We start from the raw sequence: 18,443 nt of genomic DNA, 5'->3' as shown, positions 1-18,443 counted from the left end.
AAAAGCCATGAGAATAGGAATTATTGGAGCAATGGAAATTGAAATTCAGCTCCTTAGAGCACAAATAGGCAATCCTGCTCCTACCACCTTACATCAGTATAACTTCTATGAAGGAACTATAGGAGCTCATCAGATAGTAGTACTCCTCTGCGGTATTGGCAAGGTAAGTGCTGCGGTAGGAACCTCCCTTTTGATAGACCATTTTTCTCCTGACCTTATCATCAATACAGGTACTGCCGGAGGCTTGCAGCACAGTAAGGTATTTGACATAGTACTTGCCACTGAAGTACTCTATTATGATGTAGATATAACTGCCTTTGGCTATGCTTTAGGACAGCAAGCACAGATGCCTAAGGGGTATCTCCCTGCTAAAGAATGGTTCACCAAAGCACAAGAAACGATTAAAAAACACTCCTCCCAGCTTCACTGTGCCCCTATTGTTAGTGGGGACTCTTTTGTAAGTAAGCCTCAAACACGCCAATGGATAGAATCACACTTCCCTGAGGCTCTCGCAGTGGAAATGGAGGCAGCAGCTATTGCCCAAACTTGCTATTTGCTTAATACTCCTTTTCTCATCCTACGTGCTGTATCGGACAATGCAGGGGAAGGGAATACCATTTCATACGATACTTTCGTCAAGCAAGCCGCTACCCTATCGGCAAAAATGAATACTGATTTTATAAAACAAATTTAAATATGAAAACCTTTGGACTTGTTCTCTCAGGAGGAGGGGTTCGTGCCTTAGCCCATGCAGGAATCCTCAAGGCTTTAGAAGAGCATGAGCTCAGACCCTCTATTATTTCAGGTACTAGCGGAGGTGCCCTTATAGGAGGATTGTATGCTTCAGGAGTTTCTCCTGAAGAAATGAAAGACTTTTTTAAGAGTACTCCTCTTTTCAAATTCTCTATGTTCTCCTTTGGAAAAATGGGCTTAGTAGATAGTGATAAGTACCCTGCCCTTTTCAAAAAGTTTATCACTTGTCAAACTTTTGAAGAACTTTCCATCCCCCTTATCGTCACTGCAACCAATCTCATTAGTGGAAAGGCTACCTATTTCAGTCAGGGAAAGCTTATAGAACCCCTTATTGCTTCTTCAGCATTACCCCCTTACTTCTCTCCTGTAAAGATAGATAAAGACCTCTACTGTGATGGAGGATTGCTTAATAATTTCCCTATTGAACCTCTAAAAGGAAAATGTGAAATCCTCATAGGAAGCTTTGTTAATCCTCTGGGGCAAGTCAGCGAAAAAGAACTCAATAGCCCTATCAAATTCCTACAACGAATCTATAACATTACCTTAGATGGATCCTACAGCCGAAAATTCAAAAAATGTGATTATATCTTCCTCCTTCAGCTCAATAATATAGGAGTGTTGGATGTTAAGCTCATTGATAATGCCTTTGATTATGGATACCAACAAGCCTTCAAGCAAATAGATACCCTTAGACGATTGATAAGTGAATAGCTAAAAAATTTGTACCTTTGCACGCCCAAAACAAATTACACTTCCATAAACTATTGAATTTTAATGAATCAAGTATATATCACCAAAGCAAGTAAGTATTTGCCTAATGCTCCTGTTAACAATGAGCAAATGGAACTTTTCTTAGGAAAGATACAGGACTCCACCTCCAAAGCAAAGCGGATTGTACTGAGGAACAATGGTATACAAACTCGCTATTATGCCCTTGACCCACAGGGTAATCCTACCCATACCAATGCATCGCTTACTTGCCTTGCCATAGAAAATCTCTTTGATAATCATTTTTCTCTTAAGGATATAGAAGTGCTCTCCTGTGGCACCTCCACCCCTGACTGTTTACTGCCTTCACATGCAGCTATGGTACATGGATTGTTAAAGGGACAATCTGTGGAATTAAACTCTTCTGCTGGGGTATGCAATTCAGGTATGAATGCCTTGAAGTTTGGTTATCTTTCTGTAAAAGCAGGCAATAGTATAAATGCCGTATGCACAGGTTCCGAAAGGGTCTCTGCATGGTTACGTTCGGATAAGTATGAAACAGAAATACAATCTCTCATTCTCTTGGAAGAACATCCTATTATAGCTTTTCAGAAGGACTTCTTACGCTTCATGCTCTCCGATGGAGCAGGAGCTTTCCTTTTGGAAAATGTACCTCATCCTACAGGCACTTCCCTCCGCATAGAATGGATGGAAGCTTTCTCCTATGCCCATCAGTTAGAAGCCTGCATGTATGCAGGAGGAGAAAAACAGGCAGATGGTTCCCTTAAAGCATGGAGTGATTATACCCCTGAACAATGGTTAGAACAATCTATCTTTGCCATCAAGCAAGATGTAAAGCTCCTCAATGAGAATATCTTACTCAAAGGGGCAGAAAGTATGCACACTGCCTTATGCAAACATGCGCTCTCTGCCGATGAGGTTACTTATTTCCTCCCTCATATTTCTTCTAACTACTTTAGAGAACGTTTATATGAGCAACTTAAAAAAGTAGGAATCAATATTCCTTTAGAACGCTGGTTTATGAACCTAACAAAAGTAGGTAATGTAGGAAGTGCCTCCCCTTACCTCATGCTTGAAGAACTGATGAATTCAGGGAATCTCAAACAAGGGGATACTTTGCTGCTCTCTGTTCCTGAAAGTGGGCGCTTTTCCTATTCTTATGCCTTTTTAAGAGTAATGTAATCATGAATGAAATGTACCAGATTTATCCTGAAAAACGCTATCGGAGAACATTGACTATCTTAAAGCAATTTGCCCCTAAGGATACCCATATATTGGACTTAGGAGTGCGTAATCCGTTCTCTGAAGTGATGGAAAGAGAAGGTTATACGGTAACCAATACCTCTGGTGAGGATTTGGATCTTTATCCTGAAAAACTAACACAATACAAAAGTGATTTTGTAACTGCTCTGGAAATATTGGAGCATCTGGTGAATCCCTTTGGAGTGTTACAGCATCTCCCTGCCCAAAAACTCTTGGTAACCGTCCCCTTACGACTATGGTTCGCCTCTGCTTACCGTAATGACAAAGATCCTCGTGATTGCCATTATCATGAATTTGAAAGTTGGCAACTGGATATGCTCTTAGAGAAAACAGGCTGGGAAATCAAGTATCGTGAAAAATGGACACACCCTACTGGAAAATTAGGGTTCCGCCCCCTATTAAGATACTTCGTGCCAAGATACTATGCTGTATATGCCGAAAGGAAAATATAGTTTTAAGAAAGACTCTTTTTCGGAATCTTCACAAATCAGATTTTCGACTTGTAAAAGATAGTTTATTTAAAAAAAAATAGTACTTTTGCACCCTAATTTAAAAGTGAATTTATATGAAAAGAATACTTTTTAGTATGGCACTGGCACTTGTTTCCTTAAGTGCTTTTGCACAAACGTATAAGAATGAAGCTAAGCTTAACATTCTTAATGTAATAGCAGTTCCTTCTATAGAACTTGGCTATGAATATTACCTAGATGATAACCAATCCGTAGATGGAGAAATCTTTTTTATTGACCGCTTTTCTTATTTTCCAAAAGATGGAGGTAAGTTCAATGCTACCAGTTTTAAAGTAGGATATAACTATTACTTTGATTCCACTGATGCAGTAGGTATTTACCTAAATCCTTTTATAAAAGTTCGTGTAGGAAAATATACCGATAAGGACGATGTAGAAACCAAAATGGGTGCTTTTATCATTGGAGTAGGTGCTGGTTATGCATGGGTATTCAATAGTAAGTTTGTGGTAGCTCCTTATGCAAATATCGGTCGTAACTTCAGCGGACCTGTCAACGAAAAATTCTGGGCAGTAGAGCCTAATGCTGGGGTTCGCTTAGGATTCCGTTTCTAATTTATAACTTTGTTTTATACTCAGAGAGGCTGTCCGAAAAGGGTAGCCTCTCTCTTGTTCATCCTTCACCTTAATTTATGGCTTCTACTACAATTCTTTCATTCTTCATCTTTTCTCTTAGGATAGCCTCTATCCCCTGCTTTAAGGTGAGTTTGGACGAAGGACAACCATTACAAGCCCCTTGCATGAGTACCTTTACCACCTGAGATTCTTTATCATAACTAACAAACTGTATATTTCCTCCATCACTGGAGACTGCAGGTTTTATATATTGATCTAAGATGGCAATAATCTTTCTGGAATAAATATCATTTAAAGTAGGTAACCCCTTAGGTCTGTCCCCGTCTTCTACTATCACCCTCACCACAGGTTTTCCTGCCATAAGGTATTGGCGAATGAATTCTCTAAGTTCCATCATCACTTCTTCCCATAATATTTTGGGTTGGCGAATAACAGAGATATAATTACTATCAAAAAAGACTTCCTTCACATAAGGAAACTTAAAAAGTGCTGCTGCCAAAGGAGATTCAGCAGCCTCTTGAGCAGACTTGTATTCATATACACGGCTAACGAGTTTCTTATTAGCTACAAATTTCATTGCCATAGGATTAGGAGTACTCTCCACATAGATAGTAACAGGGATTTTACGCAGAGGAACCGCCTCTTCAGGTATATTATCTATGAGTATAGGAGCTCCTCTTCTAAGATAAGCCTCTACTTGAAGTGCTACCTCTTGGGCAACATCATCCCATTCCACAATAGGAAGGGCTTCTAAGGCAATAAAATTAGCCGAGATAAATACTGTCTTTATAAAAGGAATAGCTAAGAGTTCCTTCGCTAATGGACTATTCTCAGCTTGTTCTTCTGTGGTAAACTGGTAGCTCCCTTTAACAAGAATAACAGGAGCCTCAAGCTTTATAATTGCCGGATTAGTGGTTCTTTGTATGTCCAATCTCATGATTATCTAAAGTTATTTATTTTATAATAACTACTGCTTTCTGTAGGAGCAAATTATTAGGTAGGGAGACTTTCTCCCCTGTAGCGGTTTTCAGCAAGGTATAGAAAGAATTAATATCTTTTATCTCTGCTTCTAAAGGGAAATCTTTATCCATGATACGGATCCTATCCCCTATCTTAAAAGGAAAGGAGAAAAATACAATAATCCCTGCCGTTACATTACTCAGTATAGACCATTGGGCAAAAAATGCTACCCCAATTACAGTAAGTATGGAGGAGATAAAGAGAAATATCTGGTCAGGCTTTACTCCCCAAATGGAAACTACCACTACAAAGAGTAATCCCCATAAAAGAAAATCTATATACTTCTTGACCAATTGAATACGTACTTTAGGGAAATCGGACTTTATCCCAAAACGCTTCACCAGGGAATCCGAAAAACGCTTGAGAAAAAAGAATATAAACAAGGTGATCACCGTAGCAATGATATGCCCATACTTCTCTGTAGCAAAATCAAAAATCATAATATGAAAAAATTAAGGGTGAATACTTTTACTAATTGTATCAACGTCCATATCCTTCTCTAGAAGCTGTTCAGAATTCTTAAAGCCTTATCTATGGAAGTAATCTTATCAAAGGTGATGATCAGGCGCAATCCGTTACGTGTTTCTTTTTCATTGAGGTGGCACTTATCTGAATTAAGCTGTACAAAACTCAATACTTTTTGAAAAATATCACTCTGATAGAATTTGCTTTGTTGGTCTGCTATAAAGTAGCCAAGCATTTTCCCTTGCTTCATTACAAGCCGTTCTATGCCCATTCGTGTAGCTACCCACTTGATGCGAACAGAATTAAGTAGGTCTTTTGCTTGTTGTGGCAAAGGACCAAAACGGTCTATTAATCGGTTCTCATATCTGGTAAGTTCCTCTTCACTCTTGAGATTACTTAACTCATTATACAAGTTAAGCCTTTCGGTAATACTATTGATATAATTATCTGGATAAAGTAACTCAAAATCACTATCCAACTGAGTATCGGTAAGGAATACTTCTGTTTGAGAGGTATCTGTATAGAGGGAGGCAAATTCATTTTCCTTGAGTTCCATTACGGCTTCTTGTAGGATTTTTTGGTAAGCATCAAAACCTATATCATTAATAAAGCCACTCTGTTCTCCACCAAGCAGATCTCCTGCCCCTCGTATCTCTAAATCCTTCATAGCAATCTGAATACCACTTCCTAAATCGGAGAACTGAGCAATAGCTTGGATACGCTTACGGGAATCCTCCGGTAATTCCGAAAGATTAGGGGTGATAAAGTAGCAAAAAGCCTTTTTGTTACTGCGCCCCACTCTACCTCGCATTTGGTGAAGGTCAGAGAGTCCAAAATGCTGAGCATTATGAATAAATATAGTATTAGCATTAGGAACATCCAAACCACTTTCTATAATGGTAGTGGCTACTAAAATATCATAATCTCCATTGATAAAAGCAAGCATGACTTCCTCAAGGGCTTTTCCCTCCATTTGTCCATGTCCTATTCCTATCCTTGCATCAGGAACAAGGCGCTGAATCATTCCTGCCACCTCCTTAATATTCTCCACTCGGTTATGGATAAAGAATACCTGTCCCCCTCGTTGCAATTCATAAGAAATAGCATCGCGGATTGCCTCCTCACTGAAAGTGATTACTTGGCTTTCAATAGGGTAGCGATTAGGTGGTGGAGTGGTAATTACTGAGAGGTCACGAGCAGCCATCAGGCTGAACTGTAAGGTACGCGGGATAGGGGTGGCTGTAAGGGTCAATACATCTATATTCTCACGTAAGGTTTTAAGCTTATCCTTGACGGCTACGCCAAATTTCTGTTCTTCATCAATGATAAGCAAACCTAAATCCTTATATTTCACTTTCTCATTCACAATTTGGTGAGTGCCTATAAGAATATCTATCTTTCCTAAAGCCAAATCAGTTAATACTTGGTTCTTCTCCTTAGCAGTACGAAAACGATTGAGATATTCCACCCGTACAGGAAGCCCCTTAAGGCGGTCGCAGAATGTCTGGTAATGCTGGAACGCCAGGATGGTAGTAGGTACCAATACGGCTACTTGCTTACTGTTATCCACAGCTTTGAAGGCAGCACGTATAGCTACTTCCGTTTTTCCAAAACCAACATCTCCACACACTAACCTATCCATAGGACGGGCACTCTCCATATCCTGCTTAACTTCAAGGGTTGCCTTACTTTGATCAGGGGTATCTTCATAGATAAAAGAGGCTTCCAGTTCCTTCTGTAGGAAAGAATCTGGAGCAAAAGCATATCCTACGGATTCCTTACGCTTAGCATAAAGTTGAATAAGATTAAAGGCAATTTGCTTGACCCGTGCTTTAGTCCTCTGTTTAAGGGTTTTCCAGGCAGAACTACCCAGCTTATAAAGCTTAGGAGGAGCTCCATCCTTACCATTATACTTACTGATTTTGTGTAGGGAATGAATACTCACATACAGGACATCCCTATCCCCATAAATGAGCTTAATAGCTTCCTGTTGCCTTCCATCCACCTCTATTTTTTGCAAGCCAGCAAACTTACCTATCCCATGATCAATATGTGTTACATAGTCTCCTATAGTCAACTGATGGAGTTCCTTAAGGGTAATGGCTTGCTTCTTAGCATAGCCATTTCGGATATTGAACTTATGATAACGTTCCAATATCTGGTGGTCAGTATAACAGTTGATTTTATCTAATGTATCCGTAAAGCCCATAGCAAGAGGAAATTCAATAAGTTCACAGGGCACCTGTTCATGTAGTTCCTCAAAGATATCCAAAAAACGCTGAGCCTGTTGAACACTTACACAACAAATATAGTTGCTGTATCCTTCATTATATTTTTCCTTAAAGTGCTGTATGAGCAGTTCAAAGCGCTTATTAAAGGAGGGTTGTGTGCGCATGGCAAAGAAAACCTTCTCTCCCTTTTCCTCTTGGGGAAAATGAGGATTAATCTTAATGACATACCGCCTTTCAAACTCCTTAAGCAACTCCGTTGCTTCAGAGAAGAGTTCCTGAGGAGGCAAGTGCGCAATGGTATTATTAAGCGTCGCAAAGGTCTCCTGTGCCTTCTGGTACATCTTTTCCCACTTAGGAACAAAAAGTTCAAAATCTTGAGTAAAAATCAGAGTATTCTCAGGCAAAAGGGACAGAAAAGAGGTTCGTTGCTCCCCTGCCAATTTGTTTTCTATATTAGGAATAATCACCACAGAGGGTACCTGCTGAATGGAAAGTTGTGTTTCCACATCAAAGCTACGGATGCTCTCTATTACATCCGAAAAGAATTCAATGCGGTAAGGAGTATCATTGGAGAAGGAAAAGACATCCACAATCCCTCCTCGTACGGAGAATTCCCCAGGTTCACTTACAAAATCTACTCTGTTGAACTGATATTCAAAGAGTACTTCATTCAGAGTATCCAATGAAAGTTGCTCTCCCACCTTAAGGGTAAGGGTATTCTTTTCCAATTGCTGCCGGGTCAGCACCTTCTCAAAAAGAGCTTCACTGTAGGAAACTACTACCTTTGCTTCCTTTTGTATATGAGAGAGTACCTCAGCGCGCAGAAGCACATTAGCATTATCTGTTTCCTCTGTCTGATAAGGACGACGGTAACTACTGGGAAAGAAAAGCACCTGATCTTGCCCTAGAAGCAGCTCCAAATCATTGAGTAAGTAAGCGGCTTGCTCCTTATCATCTCCTACAAAAAAGAGAGTTTGCTTTGTTTGTTTAAAAATCTCTGAAAGAACAAAAGAGATAGCTGATCCTACAATACCCTCCATATAACAGGGTATTTTCCCTTTTATGTGTTGAGACAACTGCTTGTAAGATTCTCCCTCCCAAAAGGAGGTAAGAAGTAGTTCTTTACTCATCTTATAAAGTATTCCTGACCAAAAGGCAAAAGTACAACTTTTCCAATGAATAACGAAAAATGGAAATAGAAAATTCGCAAAATGAAATAAATTTTATTTTTCTCAACTCCAGAGCGTATGAATTGCTTTGGTACTATTTTTTTAGCCTCATTTTCCTCCTATAAGACGAACTCCTCCAAAGAACCCTCTGGTACTAAAGTTTTATCTATAAGAATAATAGCATCTGTTTCAGGTGTATTACAACACAGTATTTCTCTATCTTTCTGTTTGTTTTCTTTGTGACAAGCCCCAAGAGACAAGATCACAACTAATAAATATATTATTTTTTTCATGATATATTAATTTACTTTGGTATCGAAAAAATACATTTTTTAAAACAAAAAAATAAACTTTTTGTGATTTTTTATTAAATATTTAATCTCTTTCTATTCCATTAAAAACTAAATAAGAAGAGTCTCATTTTTTATCTAATTTAAACCAACTATAAATTAGGTAGTTTCTCCCATTTTTTGTTGTAAAGAATTATAAAACATTGTACCTTTGTGGCATTATTACGTAAATGATTTAATTCATTCATTTTTAGAAACTTATATATTAAAGAATATGCGAATATTTAAAACATCCGTTGCAAGAAAAGTGGCGATGGCTTTATCGGCATTTTTTCTTATTCTTTTCTTGGTGATACACTTGGCAGTGAACTTCATGTCAGTGTTGAGCGAAGATACTTTCAACATGCTTTCTCATTTTATGGGAACCAATCCTCTTATCCAGTTTGCTTTGCAGCCTGTACTTTTATTAGGGGTGATTTTTCACTTTGTAATGGGGTTTGTCCTTGAACTCCAGAACAAAAAAGCACGTGGTAATAATCCTTATTACAGTTACAATGGAGCTGCCAATGCCTCTTGGATGTCCCGTAATATGATTATCACAGGAATCATGATTCTTCTTTTCCTTGCCCTTCACCTATATGACTTTTGGGTAGGCGAAATGAACTACAAGTACATTCAAGGATATGCTCCTGATGAAACCCGTTACTATGGAGAGCTTGTAGAAAAGTTCCATTCTCTTTGGCGTGTTATCCTCTATGTGTTAGCTTTTGTTTTCCTCTGCTTACACTTGCTTCACGGATTCCAATCCGCTTTCCAATCCATGGGTTGGAAGGATGACAAACGCAAAAAATTCATCAGTTGTTTAGGAAATTGGTATTCCTACATCATCTGTGGAGGCTTTATTTTTGTAGCCCTTTACCATTACATTAACTCTTTAATATAACACCTTATGAGTACATTAGATTCTAAAATACCAGAAGGTCCTCTTGCGGACAAATGGACAAAATATAAAGATCATATCAACCTTGTAAACCCTGCTAACAAGCGTAATATTGATATTATTGTAGTAGGTACAGGACTTGCGGGAGGGTCTGCTGCTGCTACTTTGGCTGAACTTGGTTATAATGTAAAAGCTTTTGCTTACCAAGACTCTCCCCGTCGTGCTCACTCTATTGCTGCACAGGGAGGTATCAATGCTGCTAAAAACTATATGGGAGATGGTGACTCTACCTACCGCCTTTTCTATGATACTGTGAAAGGAGGTGACTATCGTGCCCGTGAAGCCAATGTATACCGCTTAGCAGAAGTCTCTGGGAATATTATTGACCAATGCGTGGCACAAGGAGTGCCTTTCGCACGTGATTACGGTGGACTCTTGGACAACCGTTCTTTCGGTGGGGTACTCGTTTCTCGTACCTTCTACGCTAAGGGACAAACAGGACAACAGCTGCTTTTAGGTTGTTATGCGGCTATGAACCGACAAATAGCCCGTGGTAAAATAGATATGTATAACCGTCATGAAATGCTTGACGTGGTAATTGTAGATGGTAAGGCTCGTGGAATCATAGCTCGTAACCTCGTAACAGGAGAAATCGAACGTCACTCCGCCCATGCTGTGGTAATCGCTACTGGAGGGTATGGTAACGTATATTTTCTTTCCACCAATGCTATGGGTTGTAATGCTACAGCAGCTTGGAAAATACACAAGAAAGGTGCTTTCTTCGCTAATCCTTGCTTTACTCAAATTCACCCTACTTGTATCCCACGCTCAGGAGACTACCAGTCTAAGCTAACCCTTATGTCCGAATCCTTACGTAATGATGGACGTATTTGGGTACCTAAGAAAATGGAAGATGCCATTGCTATTCGTGAAAAACGTAAAAAACCTACCGAAATACCTGAAGAAGACCGTGATTACTACTTGGAACGCCGCTATCCTGCTTTCGGTAACCTTGTACCTCGTGACGTAGCTTCTCGTGCCGCTAAAGAACGTTGTGATGCTGGTTATGGAGTGAATGAAACAGGGGAAGCTGTATACCTTGACTTCTCCTCTGCTATCGAACGTTACGGACGTGAACAATGTAAGATCCATGGTATAGAAAACCCTAGCAAAGAAGAAATTACCAGTCGTGGAGAAAAAATCATTGAGGCTAAGTATGGTAATCTTTTCCAAATGTACGAAAAGATTGTAGCAGAAAATCCTTACAAAACCCCTATGATGATTTACCCAGCCACTCACTACACTATGGGAGGTATCTGGGTGGATTATAACCTAATGACCACTGTACCTGGACTTTATGCCATAGGAGAGGCTAACTTCTCTGACCATGGTGCTAACCGATTGGGTGCTTCTGCCTTAATGCAAGGCTTGGCAGATGGCTATTTCGTATTACCTTATACCATAGGTGACTATCTTTCTGCGGATATCCGTACCGGAAAAATCCCTACCAACTCTCCTGAGTTTGATGAAGCAGAACGCGTAGTGAAAGAACGCTTAGCTCACTTTATCAATAACAAAGGAACCCACTCCGTAGATTACTTCCACAAGAAGCTCGGTAAGGTGATGTGGGACAAAGTAGGTATGGCTCGTAATGCAGAAGGTCTTAAACAAGCCATCCAAGAAATACGCGAAATCCGTGAAGAGTTCTGGCGCGATGTAAAAGTACCTGGAGAACTCACTGGTATGAATGTAGAACTGGAAAAAGCTAATCGTGTAGCCGACTTCCTTGAACTGGGTGAACTCTTTGCTAAAGATGCCTTAGAGCGCAACGAATCTTGTGGTGGACACTTCCGTGAAGAGTATCAAACTCCAGAAGGGGAAGCCCTCCGTGATGACAAAAACTATGCATACGTAGCGGCTTGGCAATACACAGGTGATCCTACTGAGATAATTAACACCTACAACCCAAGCGAAGAGGTATTACACAAAGAACCTTTAGTATTCAAAGATATAGAACTCAAACAACGTAGTTATAAATAAGAAGATATGGCAACAATGAACCTAACACTCAAAGTGTGGCGACAGAAAAACTCTCAAGAGAAAGGTCGCATGGTAGAATATAAAGTCAATAACATTTCCGATCACATGTCTTTCTTGGAAATGTTGGATATACTGAATGAACAACTTATAGAGCAAGGAGAAGAACCTATCGCTTTTGACCATGACTGTCGTGAAGGTATCTGTGGTATGTGTTCTCTCTTTATCAATGGAGAAGCTCACGGACCTGACCGAGGGATAACTACCTGCCAACTACACATGCGTATGTTCAAGGATGGTGATACCATCACTATTGAACCATGGCGTTCTACAGCTTTCCCTGTAATCAAAGACCTTATGGTGGATAGAAGTGCTTTTGAACGCATCCAACAGGCTGGAGGGTACATCTCCGTCAATACCTCTGGTAATACACAGGATGCTAATGCTATTCCTATTCCTAAGCGCGATGCTGACCGCTCTATGGATGCAGCCGCTTGTATAGGTTGCGGAGCTTGTGTAGCCACTTGTAAGAATTCCTCAGCAATGCTCTTTGTCGCTGCTAAAGTATCTCAGTTCGCCCTACTCCCTCAAGGACGGGTAGAGGCTACCGAACGTGTACTTAACATGGTTAACCAAATGGAACATGAAGGTTTTGGTAACTGTACCAATACTGGCGCTTGTGAAGTAGAGTGTCCTAAGGGTATCTCCTTGGAGAATATCGCAAGATTGAACCGTGAATACCTCAAAGCAAGTATTAAATAGTTCACTATCCTAACCTTGGGATTCATTTATAATCTAATAAAGAGGCTACCATTTTTGGATAGCCTCTTTTATTATTTATCATTAAGCCTTTTATGCTTCTTAAAAGGGATTCCCTTGCATATCAGATAAGAATGATAGCTATTGGAAATATCATTCTGCCATTGAGGAAGTATTGAGGAAGTAATAAAATAATCAAAAAAACTCTATTATTCCCCTTGGATGTTCTGCCCTCGTATAAGCAAGGAACAATATTATAGGAGTAAGTACCAAAAGTGAGAAATAATGAAAAATTTTCATGCTTACTTATTTTACATTCTTTCAGGCACTTGAATACCTAATAGATCAAACCCTGTAGCTATTACCTCTCCTACCTTAGAGGAGAGATGGTATCTTAAAGCTCGTTTCAAGAAATCTTCTTCTCCAAGGATAGATAAATTCTGATAGAAAGAATTAAACTCCTTAACCAGATCATATACATAGTTAGCTATCAAAGCAGGGTTATAGGTGGTCGCTGCATTCTGTATTACCTCTGGAAAAATCATAAGTAACTTAATCAACTGTTTCTCTTTAGAATGTAGCGGGATATATACTGGTGATATCTCATAAATTCCTTTTCGCATAATAGAGCGTATACGAGCGTATGTATATTGGATAAAAGGTCCTGTGTTCCCTTGAAAATCAATAGACTCTTCCGGATTAAAAGCTATTTTCTTCTTAGGGTCTACTTTAAGGATATAATATTTTAAGGCTCCCAAGCCTATAATATGGTAGAGTTCTTGTTTCTGCTGCTCGGTGTATCCCTCTAATTTGCCAAGCTCTTGAGAGAGCCCTTGAGCCACAGAAACCATTTCCTGCATAAGGTCATCAGCATCTACCACCGTTCCTTCACGACTTTTCATTTTCCCATTAGGGAGTTCCACCATGCCATAACTCAAGTGATAAAGGTTCTTTGCCCAGCTATAACCTAACTTTTGTAAAATAAGGAAGAGTACCTTAAAATGATAATCCTGTTCGTTTCCTACCGTGTAAATCATCCCGGTAATATTAGGAAAATCATCCTCTATGCGCTTAGTAGCCGTACCAAGGTCTTGGGTGATGTATACAGAGGTACCATCGGAACGGAGTACTAGTTTCTCATCCAAACCTTCCTCAGTAAGGTCTATCCATACAGAACCATCCTCTTTACGATAAAATACACCTGATTCCAAACCTTTCTGGACAATATCTTTACCTAAAAGATATGTTTCGCTCTCGTAGTAATTTCGGTCAAAACTTACTCCTAAATTATGATAAGTAACCTCAAAACCATCATATACCCATTGGTTCATTTGCTTCCAAAGAGCAAGGATTTGAGCATCGCCCTTCTCCCAACGGCGAAGCATCTGTTGGGCTTGCTGAAATATAGGAGCTTGTCTCTCTGCTTCCTCTTTACTTTTCCCTTGTGAAACAAGTTCTGCAACTTGCTCCTTATAGGCTTTATCAAAGAGTACATAATACTTTCCTACGAACTTATCTCCCTTGATGCCTGTGCTTTGTGGTGTCTCTCCATTACCAAAGAGTTGCCAAGCAAGCATGGACTTACAAATATGGATACCGCGATCATTGATAATCTGAGTTTTATACACTCTTTTTCCTGTAGCTTCCAATATTTTTGCCATAGAGAAGCCTAAGAGGTTATTACGAATATGACCTAAGTGAAGAGGTTTATTCGTATTAGGAGAGGAATATTCCACAATCACTGCAGGGGCATCTGCTGTTACAGGGATCTTACCATAGTCCTTTTGGGATAATATACTATTGAAAATGCTCAAAAAGTAGCTATCCATGATAGTAAGATTCAGAAAACCCTTCACTACATTATAACCAACTATAGGAGTCCTCTCTTTCAAATAAGCCCCTAACTTCTCTCCTATTTCCTGAGGATTAGCTTTAATATACTTAAGTAAGGGAAAAAGAACAAGGGTAAAATCTCCTTCAAATTCCTTGCGTGTCTGCTGGATTTCTATATTATCTATAGTCACTCCATAAAGTTGCTTTATTCCTTCTTTACTGTTTTCTAATAGAATATCCTGTAACATTTCTCATGTATTTATTAAGTGGCAAAGGTACAAAATAATTTTTAGTTTCGTTTTTTTAGTTTCGTTTTTTTAGTTTCCTCCTACCTCCTTACAAATGGAGTTCTTTTATCTCTTTAATGCTATAAGTGAATATATGCAAAGTAATACCAAAGCATTCGTATGATCAAGGCTTTCTTACTTAAAACCAAATTATCTATTATAATCATTCTTTTTATCCTATTAAAACCCAACCTTATTACATTTTTTAGATTTTGGTAAATTATTTTGTTGTTATAATATAAAATTGTAATTTTGCTCGTCTAAAAATATATTTTATATTATATAAATAATATACTTATGTTACTTACTTTAGCTTCTCTAAAAACAGGACAAGTCGCTATTATTGAAGGATTTACCCCTGAATGTCGACAAGAGGTACGACAACGCTTGTTGGACTTAGGCTTTGTACGTGGTTCCAAAATATTTGTGGAGAATATAAGCCCTTTGGCTGACCCTATAGCATATAATATTCATAATACCCAAATTGCCCTCCGCAAAGAGGATGCCCTTTGTATATTAATTAGCTTATCCCTATGAAAAATACTTGTGATACTTGTGCTCTAAACCCTTCAACTTCCCTAAAACCCTTAGGAGAGGAGACAGGAACTTTTGATTATACTATTGCTTTGGCTGGTAATCCTAATACTGGGAAGAGTACTGTGTTCAATGCTCTTACCGGTCTGCGCCAACACACGGGCAATTGGCCTGGAAAAACAGTTACCCGTGCTGAGGGAAGTTTTCTATTCCATGACTTACGTTACAAAATAATTGATCTCCCTGGCACATATTCGCTACTTTCTACCTCTGAAGATGAGGAAGTAGCACGGGATTTTATTCTCTTTGGTAAGCCTGATGTAACCGTGATAGTGGTAGATGCAAGTCGCTTAGAGCGAAACCTAAGTCTTACCCTTCAAATATTAGAAATTACAGATAAAGCAGTGCTTTGCCTAAACTTAATGGATGAGGCTTCCCGACATCATATTAGCATAGATACACGTACTCTTTCACGGGATCTGGGTATTCCTGTAGTAGCTACCAGCGCCCGTACCAGAGAAGGTATTGATGATTTACTTCTTGCCATTGAGGAGGTAGTAAGTGGTAAGTTCCAAACTAAGAAAAAAACATTTATAGAACTCCCTAAACAGCACATTGAAGCTATTGCACAATTAGAGCAAATACTTAACAAACTGAACCCTACACTCCCTAATACACATTGGCTAGCTATGCGCCTTATTGAAGGTGACCAAAGTATAAAAAAAGGAATAGCCGAAGGTTCTTTTTCGGAAAAAAACAATCCTGAAGAACAAAAGCATCTACTACACATCGCTCAGAAGTACCATCAACTATTAGGCGACAACTACCGTAATGATTTAGTAGAAGCTATTTATGCACAAGCCTCTGCCCTGACAAATGCTTCAGTGAGTACAGACCTCTCTGCTCGCTCTTTCCGCATAGATCGTGCCATTGATAGGATAGTAACTCATAAGTTTTGGGGATTTCCTATTATGTTCCTTCTATTGGCTATAGTATTATGGATTACTATTACAGGTGCTAACTACCCATCAGAACTACTTTCCGATTTTTTTGTAGGTTGGTTATATCCTCTGCTGAAGAGTGGCGCTGAGACTTTGCATTTTCCATGGTGGCTTAGCGGTTTCCTTATTGATGGCATCTATCTGGCTACTACTTGGGTTATTTCAGTGATGTTACCTCCTATGGCTATTTTCTTCCCTTTATTTACCCTTTTGGAGGATTTTGGCTACCTACCACGTGTAGCTTTCAACTTAGATAAGCTCTTTCGCCGGGCAGGAGCACATGGCAAGCAAGCCCTTACGATGAGTATGGGATTTGGCTGTAATGCTGCAGGAGTCGTGGCAACACGTATTATTAATAGTCCACGAGAGAAACTTATTGCTATTATTACTAATAACTTTTCTCTCTGTAATGGCAGATGGCCTACCCAAATACTCATTGCTACCCTATTCATTGGAGCATTGGTACCCAAACAATGGTCTGGTACTGTATCCATGCTCGCTGTAATAGGAATTGCAATATTAGGAATTATCTTTTCATTTTTCACATCGTGGTTACTGAGCAGAACTTTGCTCAAAGGAGAGTCCTCTTTCTTTGTATTAGAACTCCCTCCTTATCGTCCTCCACGTTTCTTTCAAACTCTTTATACCTCTCTTATTGACCGTACCCTCATTGTACTGTGGCGTGCTATCGTATTTGCAGCTCCTGCAGGAGCCATAATATGGCTCATTTGTAATATACAAATAGGCAGTCAACCCATAGCCTTATGGCTTATACATGGCTTAGATCCTATAGGTATATTCATAGGACTTAACGGAGTGATTCTCTTGGCATACATAGTAGCCATTCCTGCCAATGAGATCGTTATCCCCACTATACTAATGCTTACCACAATGTTATTAGGTCAAGCTACCGCAGGCGAAGCAGGTGTACTGGTGGAGGCTAGTACCTCCGAAATAGACACCTTACTACATGCGGGGGGCTGGAGCCTATTAACTGCTATTAATCTGATGCTATTCAGCTTATTACACAACCCTTGTAGTACTACTATCTATACGATTTATAAGGAGACTAATAGTAAAAAATGGACGCTCATTGCTACCTTTTTACCTGTACTATATGGGGTATTGGTGTGTTTTTTACTAAGCAGAGTGTGGAAAATAGCCTTTTAAGAACTCGTTTTCTTTTTTGGGTAAAAAAGTGGATGTTTTTAGTGCTCTCATTAATAATATACTATTTTTTAATAAGACAGAATTTTACAAAGTTTAAGAGACTTGAATCAAAATACAAAACTATAACATATTAAAATGTAACCATGAGAAAAATCATTACAAGTGTAGCTATCATGAGTTTGCTCACCGCATGTGGTGAAAAACCAACACAAGAAAAGGCGGATTATGCAGTGATCTCAGGAAAGGTATCCATTCCTGAAAACCAGAAAATACAGCTCATTCTTAACAACGAAGTTCTTAAGGAGATTCCTGTCGGCACCGATGGCTCTTTCCGAGATACCATACGTCCTATAACAGAGAATCATTCTTACTATCTCTTTGAGAATCCTACTCTATTAGTTCCTCTTTATTTAGATAATGAGACTAATATAGAACTCTCTCTTAATCAAGACCTCTCCAAAGTAACCTTATCCGGTACGCAAGCAAAGCAAACACAATACCTAATAGAGAGAGAACTCTTTGTCAATAATAAAATATTTAGATCCGATGGGGCACTTTTCAAGCAGGAACCACAAGTCTTTAAGCAAAGCCTTAAATCTCTCTTCAGTGAACTTGAAACAAAGCTAAAAGGCTATGGATTAGAGGAAGATTTCGTAAAAAACCAACAAAAATGGATTAAGTATAAATATATAGGAGCATTGACAGAATATCCTGATTCTTATGACTATTTCTTAGGTAAGCAACCCACACTTCCTGAAGATTTCTATGCAGAAAGAAATGAAATAGATTTTGATAATGCTCATCAATACAATAAACGTGTTTAAACTTTTTTGAGGAACTTGGAGATAAACCCTAATAGG

General features: G+C 39.1%; 16 protein-coding genes. 11 read left to right on the top strand and 5 right to left on the bottom strand.

The genetic code is table 11. From position 1 onward, the window contains the following. Positions 1 to 7: 7 nt before the first annotated feature. The 5 genes from HMPREF9071_RS02505 to HMPREF9071_RS02485 all read left to right on the top strand — a co-directional run bounded on the left by HMPREF9071_RS02505 (position 8) and on the right by HMPREF9071_RS02485 (position 3,826). Positions 8 to 694: a 5'-methylthioadenosine/adenosylhomocysteine nucleosidase gene (locus HMPREF9071_RS02505; protein WP_040358194.1), complete on the top strand. Its 687-nt coding sequence runs from the start codon at positions 8 to 10 to the stop codon at positions 692 to 694. Positions 695 to 696: 2 nt separating this feature from the next. Then, positions 697 to 1,464 (top strand): patatin-like phospholipase family protein, encoded by a 768-nt coding sequence (locus HMPREF9071_RS02500; protein WP_009744978.1) that lies wholly within the window; start codon positions 697 to 699, stop codon positions 1,462 to 1,464. Between the two features lie 63 nt (positions 1,465 to 1,527). Further along, a complete protein-coding gene (locus HMPREF9071_RS02495; RefSeq protein ID WP_009744977.1) occupies positions 1,528 to 2,664 on the top strand; it encodes a beta-ketoacyl-ACP synthase III in 1,137 nt (378 codons plus the stop codon). Positions 2,665 to 2,675: 11 nt separating this feature from the next. After that, positions 2,676 to 3,197 (top strand): methyltransferase, encoded by a 522-nt coding sequence (locus HMPREF9071_RS02490; RefSeq protein WP_040358192.1) that lies wholly within the window; start codon positions 2,676 to 2,678, stop codon positions 3,195 to 3,197. A 113-nt stretch (positions 3,198 to 3,310) separates the two neighbouring features. Next, positions 3,311 to 3,826, top strand: a complete 516-nt coding sequence (locus HMPREF9071_RS02485) for a DUF3575 domain-containing protein (protein WP_009744975.1) — start codon at positions 3,311 to 3,313, stop codon at positions 3,824 to 3,826. Positions 3,827 to 3,896: 70 nt separating this feature from the next. On the opposite strand, the gene HMPREF9071_RS02480 is transcribed toward HMPREF9071_RS02485, so the two are convergent. From HMPREF9071_RS02480 to HMPREF9071_RS12205, 4 genes are all read right to left on the bottom strand, one after another. Then, complete coding sequence (locus HMPREF9071_RS02480) at positions 3,897 to 4,784, bottom strand: NifU family protein (RefSeq protein ID WP_009744974.1); 888 nt, start codon at positions 4,782 to 4,784, stop codon at positions 3,897 to 3,899. 16 nt (positions 4,785 to 4,800) lie between these two features. Further along, positions 4,801 to 5,307 carry a mechanosensitive ion channel family protein gene (locus tag HMPREF9071_RS02475; RefSeq protein ID WP_009744973.1) on the bottom strand — a complete coding sequence of 169 codons (507 nt, stop codon included), beginning with the start codon at positions 5,305 to 5,307 and terminating at the stop codon, positions 4,801 to 4,803. Between the two features lie 59 nt (positions 5,308 to 5,366). Beyond that, the gene (mfd, locus tag HMPREF9071_RS02470) at positions 5,367 to 8,693 is read right to left on the bottom strand and encodes a transcription-repair coupling factor (protein ID WP_009744972.1); all 3,327 of its coding nucleotides are present in this window, start codon (positions 8,691 to 8,693) and stop codon (positions 5,367 to 5,369) included. 158 nt (positions 8,694 to 8,851) lie between these two features. Further along, a complete protein-coding gene (locus HMPREF9071_RS12205; RefSeq protein ID WP_009744971.1) occupies positions 8,852 to 9,025 on the bottom strand; it encodes a hypothetical protein in 174 nt (57 codons plus the stop codon). 271 nt (positions 9,026 to 9,296) lie between these two features. On the opposite strand from HMPREF9071_RS12205, the gene HMPREF9071_RS02465 reads away from it, so the two are divergent. Genes HMPREF9071_RS02465 through HMPREF9071_RS02455 form a run of 3 tightly spaced genes read left to right on the top strand, consistent with a single transcriptional unit; the run spans position 9,297 to position 12,761 of the window. Continuing rightward, a complete protein-coding gene (locus tag HMPREF9071_RS02465) occupies positions 9,297 to 9,965 on the top strand; it encodes a succinate dehydrogenase cytochrome b subunit (RefSeq protein ID WP_009744970.1) in 669 nt (222 codons plus the stop codon). 6 nt (positions 9,966 to 9,971) lie between these two features. Beyond that, a complete protein-coding gene (locus HMPREF9071_RS02460) occupies positions 9,972 to 12,002 on the top strand; it encodes a fumarate reductase/succinate dehydrogenase flavoprotein subunit (protein WP_009744969.1) in 2,031 nt (676 codons plus the stop codon). Between the two features lie 6 nt (positions 12,003 to 12,008). Beyond that, positions 12,009 to 12,761: a succinate dehydrogenase/fumarate reductase iron-sulfur subunit gene (locus HMPREF9071_RS02455; RefSeq protein ID WP_009744968.1), complete on the top strand. Its 753-nt coding sequence runs from the start codon at positions 12,009 to 12,011 to the stop codon at positions 12,759 to 12,761. A gap of 308 nt (positions 12,762 to 13,069) precedes the next feature. Here HMPREF9071_RS02455 and argS read toward each other — a convergent pair whose 3' ends face one another. Further along, positions 13,070 to 14,839 (bottom strand): arginine--tRNA ligase, encoded by a 1,770-nt coding sequence (gene argS, locus HMPREF9071_RS02450; protein WP_009744967.1) that lies wholly within the window; start codon positions 14,837 to 14,839, stop codon positions 13,070 to 13,072. A gap of 336 nt (positions 14,840 to 15,175) precedes the next feature. Here argS and HMPREF9071_RS02445 point away from each other — a divergent pair, with 336 nt between their 5' ends. The 3 genes from HMPREF9071_RS02445 (at position 15,176) to HMPREF9071_RS02435 (ending at position 18,407) form a co-directional block, all read left to right on the top strand. Beyond that, positions 15,176 to 15,415 carry a FeoA family protein gene (locus tag HMPREF9071_RS02445; RefSeq protein ID WP_009744966.1) on the top strand — a complete coding sequence of 80 codons (240 nt, stop codon included), beginning with the start codon at positions 15,176 to 15,178 and terminating at the stop codon, positions 15,413 to 15,415. Continuing rightward, the gene (gene feoB, locus HMPREF9071_RS02440) at positions 15,412 to 17,583 is read left to right on the top strand and encodes a ferrous iron transport protein B (RefSeq protein ID WP_009744965.1); all 2,172 of its coding nucleotides are present in this window, start codon (positions 15,412 to 15,414) and stop codon (positions 17,581 to 17,583) included. The genes HMPREF9071_RS02445 and feoB overlap by 4 nt, the downstream gene beginning before the upstream one ends. Positions 17,584 to 17,726: 143 nt before the next feature. Beyond that, positions 17,727 to 18,407, top strand: coding sequence for a hypothetical protein (locus HMPREF9071_RS02435; protein WP_009744964.1), 681 nt, complete (start codon positions 17,727 to 17,729; stop codon positions 18,405 to 18,407). Positions 18,408 to 18,443 lie beyond the last annotated feature (36 nt).

Origin of the sequence: Capnocytophaga sp. oral taxon 338 str. F0234, from assembly GCF_000192225.1 — a bacterium.
Taxonomy (GTDB): domain Bacteria; phylum Bacteroidota; class Bacteroidia; order Flavobacteriales; family Flavobacteriaceae; genus Capnocytophaga.
The sequence above is the reverse complement of the archived record's forward strand: the minus strand, read 5'-3'. Positions and strand labels throughout refer to the sequence as shown.